The organism is Achromobacter sp. 2789STDY5608615, assembly GCF_001298995.1.
Classification (GTDB): Bacteria; Pseudomonadota; Gammaproteobacteria; order Burkholderiales; family Burkholderiaceae_B; genus Achromobacter; species Achromobacter insuavis.
Genome location: NZ_CYTY01000085.1, coordinates 1 through 4847, shown reverse-complemented (window position 1 = coordinate 4847; position 4847 = coordinate 1). Strand labels below are relative to the sequence as shown.

Sequence of the window (4847 nt, the reverse complement as noted above, 5' to 3'; positions counted from 1 at the left end):
TGGCGCCACTTGAAATCCGTCATCGTTCCGTCCGTCCAATCTCCGCCAAGCATGCTCAAGCTTCACGATTTTTGCAACAGAGCCATCTTCGGCCTTCACACGCACGAAAGGCGGCGAAGCTCCGCCGTTAATCCGTCCGCCGGAGATCTCGCCCAGGCAGGCTGAAGGCCGAGCAAGCCTGACAGGCCCGAAAAGCCCGGCACGGGCGTCGGCGGCGATGACGGCGGCGGCATTATCCAGGGTTGATGATGGAAGTGGAGGATATCGACAACCTCTCGCGCAACCAAGACATCGCGGTCGGACTGCAAGTGATCTTGAAGCCACGGGCCCGTCCCACCCCGACATGGACCTCGATGCCCGAACGGACGTTAGATTTCGAGTTCTAGGCGTTCTGCGATGAAGGTTGGATCCCAGCCGGGATTGAAAGTGTCGACGTGGGTGAATCCGAGCCGCTCGTATAGGCCACGCAGGTTCGGGTGGCAGTCGAGCCGCAGCTTGGCGCACCCCTGCGTTCGCGCGGCATGGCGGCAAGCCTCGATCAGCGCGGAGCTGACACCCCGGCCCGCATGTGTCCGTCGCACCGCGAGCTTGTGCAGATATGCGGCCTCCCCCTTGAGGGCGTCGGGCCAGAACTCGGGATCCTCGGCCGACAAGGTGCAACAGCCGACGATGCCGTCGCTGCAACTCGCGACTAGGAGCTCGGATCTCAGGACGAAGGTCTCCGCGAATGTCCGGTCGATCCGCGCGACGTCCCAGGCGGGCGTTCCCTTGGCGGACATCCACGCCGCAGCGTCGTGCATCAGCCGCACAACCTCGTCGATATCACCCGAGCAGGCGACCCGAACGTTCGGAGGCTCCTCGCTGTCCATTCGCTCCCCTGGCGCGGTATGAACCGCCGCCTCATAGTGCAGTTTGATCCTGACGAGCCCAGCATGTCTGCGCCCACCTTCGCGGAACCTGACCAGGGTCCGCTAGCGGGCGGCCGGAAGGTGAATGCTAGGCATGATCTAACCCTCGGTCTCTGGCGTCGCGACTGCGAAATTTCGCGAGGGTTTCCGAGAAGGTGATTGCGCTTCGCAGATCTCCAGGCGCGTGGGTGCGGACGTAGTCAGCGCCATTGCCGATCGCGTGAAGTTCCGCCGCAAGGCTCGCTGGACCCAGATCCTTTACAGGAAGGCCAACGGTGGCGCCCAAGAAGGATTTCCGCGACACCGAGACCAATAGCGGAAGCCCCAACGCCGACTTCAGCTTTTGAAGGTTCGACAGCACGTGCAGCGATGTTTCCGGTGCGGGGCTCAAGAAAAATCCCATCCCCGGATCGAGGATGAGCCGGTCGGCAGCGACCCCGCTCCGTCGCAAGGCGGAAACCCGCGCCTCGAAGAACCGCACAATCTCGTCGAGCGCGTCTTCGGGTCGAAGGTGACCGGTGCGGGTGGCGATGCCATCCCGCTGCGCTGAGTGCATAACCACCAGCCTGCAGTCCGCCTCAGCAATATCGGGATAGAGCGCAGGGTCAGGAAATCCTTGGATATCGTTCAGGTAGCCCACGCCGCGCTTGAGCGCATAGCGCTGGGTTTCCGGTTGGAAGCTGTCGATTGAAACACGGTGCATCTGATCGGACAGGGCGTCTAAGAGCGGCGCAATACGTCTGATCTCATCGGCCGGCGATACAGGCCTCGCGTCCGGATGGCTGGCGGCCGGTCCGACATCCACGACGTCTGATCCGACTCGCAGCATTTCGATCGCCGCGGTGACAGCGCCGGCGGGGTCTAGCCGCCGGCTCTCATCGAAGAAGGAGTCCTCGGTGAGATTCAGAATGCCGAACACCGTCACCATGGCGTCGGCCTCCGCAGCGACTTCCACGATGGGGATCGGGCGAGCAAAAAGGCAGCAATTATGAGCCCCATACCTACAAAGCCCCACGCATCAAGCTTTTGCCCATGAAGCAACCAGGCAATGGCTGTAATTATGACGACGCCGAGTCCCGACCAGACTGCATAAGCAACACCGACAGGGATGGATTTCAGAACCAGAGAAAGAAAATAAAATGCGATGCCATAACCGATTATGACAACGGCGGAAGGGGCAAGCTTAGTAAAGCCCTCGCTAGATTTTAATGCGGATGTTGCGATTACTTCGCCAACTATTGCGATAACAAGAAAAAGCCAGCCTTTCATGATATATCTCCCAATTTGTGTAGGGCTTATTATGCACGCTTAAAAATAATAAAAGCAGACTTGACCTGATAGTTTGGCTGTGAGCAATTATGTGCTTAGTGCATCTAACGTTTGACGTGAGGGGCCGCCGTAGCGGCGAAGCCGCGAAGGGAACCCGCAAGCGCAGCTTGTGGGCGGTCCCTCTCGACGGAATGGTTAGATGCGACCGTTTTAGTGAACACTTGCCTTAGATAGCAAGTTGAGCACAGCAACGCCGCTGATAATGAAGCCGACACCAACAAATCCCCACATATCTAGTTTTTGACCATGCAAAACCCATGCAATCGCAGTGACCAAGACGATCCCGAGGCCCGACCAAACTGCGTAGGCGATTCCAACAGGAATCGATTTGAGTGTCAGCGACAGGAAATAAAAAGCAGCAGCGTATCCCGCTACGACGATAAAAGACGGTACTAACCTAGTAAAGCCCTCACTAGGCTTGAGCGCAGAGGTTGCAATGACCTCAGAAATAATGGCCGTAGCCATAAATAACCAATTTTTCAAAATATTTCTCCATGGAGTTCCGCGAAGAAATTTTAGGTTCGATTTAAGAAAAAAAACAGTCTTGTTGCTGGCCGAAATTTGTGCGCACAGCAAAGCATCTAACGGCCAAGGTAAGCCGCCCGCCGTAGGCGGGTCGGCTTGAACGCAGGGTTAGACGCGAAGGCCAAAAGGGAGCGCCCGGACTTGGACCAGGGCGCAGCCCACGAAAAAGCGCTGGGCCACGAGAGCGGCGCAGCGCTGCAAGAATGATAGCTGGTGGCGCTTGCTACAAAGGCGCTGGAGGCCAAAAAGGCTTGAAAGCCTTTGGAGCAGGGCCAAGCGCTGGAACAAGTGGCTGCGCGCATAAAGAGGGGGTGATGGGACTAACGTTGAAGTAACCGGCGCTGCGCGGTTTTATCGCGCAGCGTCCGAGTTGACTGCCGGGTTGGGCGGTAACGCTTCAATAGAGCGAAGGATTGCCCGCACGATTGCCTCCCTCTTGAAAAGATCATCCATTCTGTTTGGCGTATCAATATTCAGTGCGAAGAATACGGAGCCAGTCGGCCACTCAACCCATCCTACCCACCAACCCATACGGCCTTCCCAGCCCGTCTTTGCACGCAGTATCCAGTTGCGACCGGCTTCCACAATCATGAGATCCTTGACCAAGCGCTGATGTTCTACCCGAAAGGGCAGCTCGTTACGATAGAGCTTCCTGAGAAATGCAATTTGCTCCTGCGCCGAGATTGCAAGGCTGCCTTCTATCCAGTAATCGCCATTACTTGTCGAAGGATCGGCGTTGCCATAGTCGATTTTCTTCAAATAGCGCCGAGCTTTGTCATCACCAATTTCCTTTGTAAATAGCTCATACACCCAAACAGTAGAATTCCGCATTGCTGATCGCAAATCTTGGTCTTGATTGTGGCCTGCAAAGCCCCTGTTAACGCCGTCCCATCGAAAAATCTGGAACTCATCACGAACAGCGCCTGCATCAAGTGCAAAAAGTGTATGAGGTATCTTGAATGTCGATGCAGGCGAGTAGCGTTTCTTCGATCGCACAGGATCAAAAACCAACATGGCACGATCCGCTTGGCGTTCGTCTGCCACAACTATCGTGCCTTTGGCTTGAAATTCGCTGAAAAACTTCCTCCAGTCAGAACGTTCTAGCGTGCCTTCTTGCGCATGCGCGAAAGTGGCAAGAGAAAAAATGGAGAAAAGTATCGCGAAGATTCGGATTGCCATTAACTTTTCCTTAATGCCCAACACCTGAGTTAAGCCGCGCCGCGAAGCGGCGTCGGCTTGGACGAATTGTTAGGCCGCATATCGCGACCTGAAAGCGGCACGCAAGACCTCAACCTTTTCCGCCCCGAGTGAGGTGCATGCGAGCCTGTAGGACTCTATGTGCTTTGTAGGCCAGTCCACTGGTGGTACTTCATCGGCATAGTAAAAGTAATCCCAGATGATCGCCTCCCAGCTGTTACAACGGACTGGCCGCCCGGCGATGACGCCCTCAGCCGCCTCTGGGCACGAGCCCTGCGGAGCCTCCGCGATTTCATACGCTTCGTCTGCCCACCAAGCAGGTTCGCAGTCAAGTAACTCATCCCCGATCTCCGCTAAGAATCCATAGTCCAACTCCTCCATGACGCGCCCGCCGAGCATTTCAACTATTGCCTCGAGCTCGCCGCGCCTCTCGCCGGGAAACGTCAGATCAATATCATCGTGCTTGCGTGTTACACGCCCTAGCCGTGCATCGATCGCCCAGCCCCCACCGATCCAGAGCGGCAGATTTCGCTCATCTGCCGCAGCTAGAATTTTGTGTATCAATGTGACCTGCGTTGTGTCCATGCGGCCTAACTTTGTTTTAGGGCGACTGCCCTGCTGCGTAACATCGTTGCTGCTCCATAACATCAAACATCGACCCACGGCGTAACGCGCTTGCTGCTTGGATGCCCGAGGCATAGACTGTACAACAAAACAGTCATAACAAGCCATGAAAACCAGCACTGCACCGTTACCACCGCTGCGTTCGGTCAAGGTTCTGGACCAGTTGCGTGAGCGGGCTCTGTTGCAAAGATTGGCGGCAGTCAGAGGTAGGCTGTCGCTCTGCGCCGATCAGGCGGCTGCTGCGAAATGGTGGTTGAGCATGCC

At 56.5% G+C, this 4847-nt stretch carries 7 protein-coding genes; all 7 read right to left on the bottom strand.

Annotated features, from left to right (window positions below; genetic code table 11):
• Nucleotides 1–368: 368 nt before the first annotated feature.
• The 7 genes from AOZ49_RS31355 to aadB all read right to left on the bottom strand — a co-directional run bounded on the left by AOZ49_RS31355 (nt 369) and on the right by aadB (nt 4544).
• A complete protein-coding gene (locus AOZ49_RS31355; RefSeq protein WP_000376623.1) occupies nt 369–869 on the bottom strand; it encodes a GNAT family N-acetyltransferase in 501 nt (166 codons plus the stop codon).
• Nucleotides 870–996: 127 nt separating this feature from the next.
• A complete protein-coding gene (gene sul1 / locus AOZ49_RS31350; protein ID WP_000259031.1) occupies nt 997–1836 on the bottom strand; it encodes a sulfonamide-resistant dihydropteroate synthase Sul1 in 840 nt (279 codons plus the stop codon).
• Complete coding sequence (locus AOZ49_RS32240) at nt 1830–2177, bottom strand: quaternary ammonium compound efflux SMR transporter QacE delta 1 (RefSeq protein WP_000679427.1); 348 nt, start codon at nt 2175–2177, stop codon at nt 1830–1832. Before AOZ49_RS32240 ends, sul1 begins: the two co-directional genes overlap by 7 nt.
• A 210-nt stretch (nt 2178–2387) precedes the next feature.
• Entirely contained in the window at nt 2388–2720 is a 333-nt protein-coding gene (gene qacG2, locus AOZ49_RS32235; RefSeq protein WP_082380667.1) for a quaternary ammonium compound efflux SMR transporter QacG2, read from the bottom strand.
• 98 nt (nt 2721–2818) lie between these two features.
• Nucleotides 2819–3064 carry a DUF1010 domain-containing protein gene (locus tag AOZ49_RS31345; protein ID WP_082380666.1) on the bottom strand — a complete coding sequence of 82 codons (246 nt, stop codon included), beginning with the start codon at nt 3062–3064 and terminating at the stop codon, nt 2819–2821.
• Nucleotides 3065–3113: 49 nt separating this feature from the next.
• A complete protein-coding gene (blaOXA, locus tag AOZ49_RS32230) occupies nt 3114–3941 on the bottom strand; it encodes an OXA-2 family class D beta-lactamase (protein ID WP_082380665.1) in 828 nt (275 codons plus the stop codon).
• Nucleotides 3942–4010: 69 nt separating this feature from the next.
• The gene (gene aadB / locus AOZ49_RS31340) at nt 4011–4544 is read right to left on the bottom strand and encodes an aminoglycoside nucleotidyltransferase ANT(2'')-Ia (RefSeq protein WP_000381802.1); all 534 of its coding nucleotides are present in this window, start codon (nt 4542–4544) and stop codon (nt 4011–4013) included.
• Nucleotides 4545–4847 lie beyond the last annotated feature (303 nt).